Origin of the sequence: Fibrivirga algicola (genome assembly GCF_011742925.1) — a bacterium.
Classification (GTDB): Bacteria; Bacteroidota; Bacteroidia; order Cytophagales; family Spirosomataceae; genus Fibrella; species Fibrella algicola.
This window is the reverse complement of record NZ_WAEL01000052.1, coordinates 1-226: the sequence shown is the minus strand read 5'-3', so window position 1 is coordinate 226 and position 226 is coordinate 1. Positions and strand designations below refer to the sequence as shown.

Annotated in this window: 1 protein-coding gene; it reads left to right on the top strand. The window is 58.8% G+C overall.

Annotated elements, in window-relative coordinates; translation table 11 throughout:
- Nucleotides 1-226 (top strand): PA14 domain-containing protein (locus tag F7231_RS27170; RefSeq protein WP_208295710.1); only part of this gene is annotated, 226 nt, incomplete at both ends.

The following is a 226-nucleotide window of genomic DNA, read 5'->3' as shown; positions in this document are numbered from 1 at the left end:
GTTTACCGCCACGCTTCGAGCCACCAACGTGGCTGGCCTGTCGGTTACAACCAACGTTACCTTTGTGTACACGGCGGCGGCAACTACGCCGGTCGTCGTGGTTGGCGCTGGTCAGGGAACGGGGCTGACAGGGGACTACTTCGATAGCTTCGATCTGTCAGGGGTGGCTAAAATGACGCGTATCGATGCCACCATCAACTTCAATTGGGGTGAGGCCAGTCCGGGT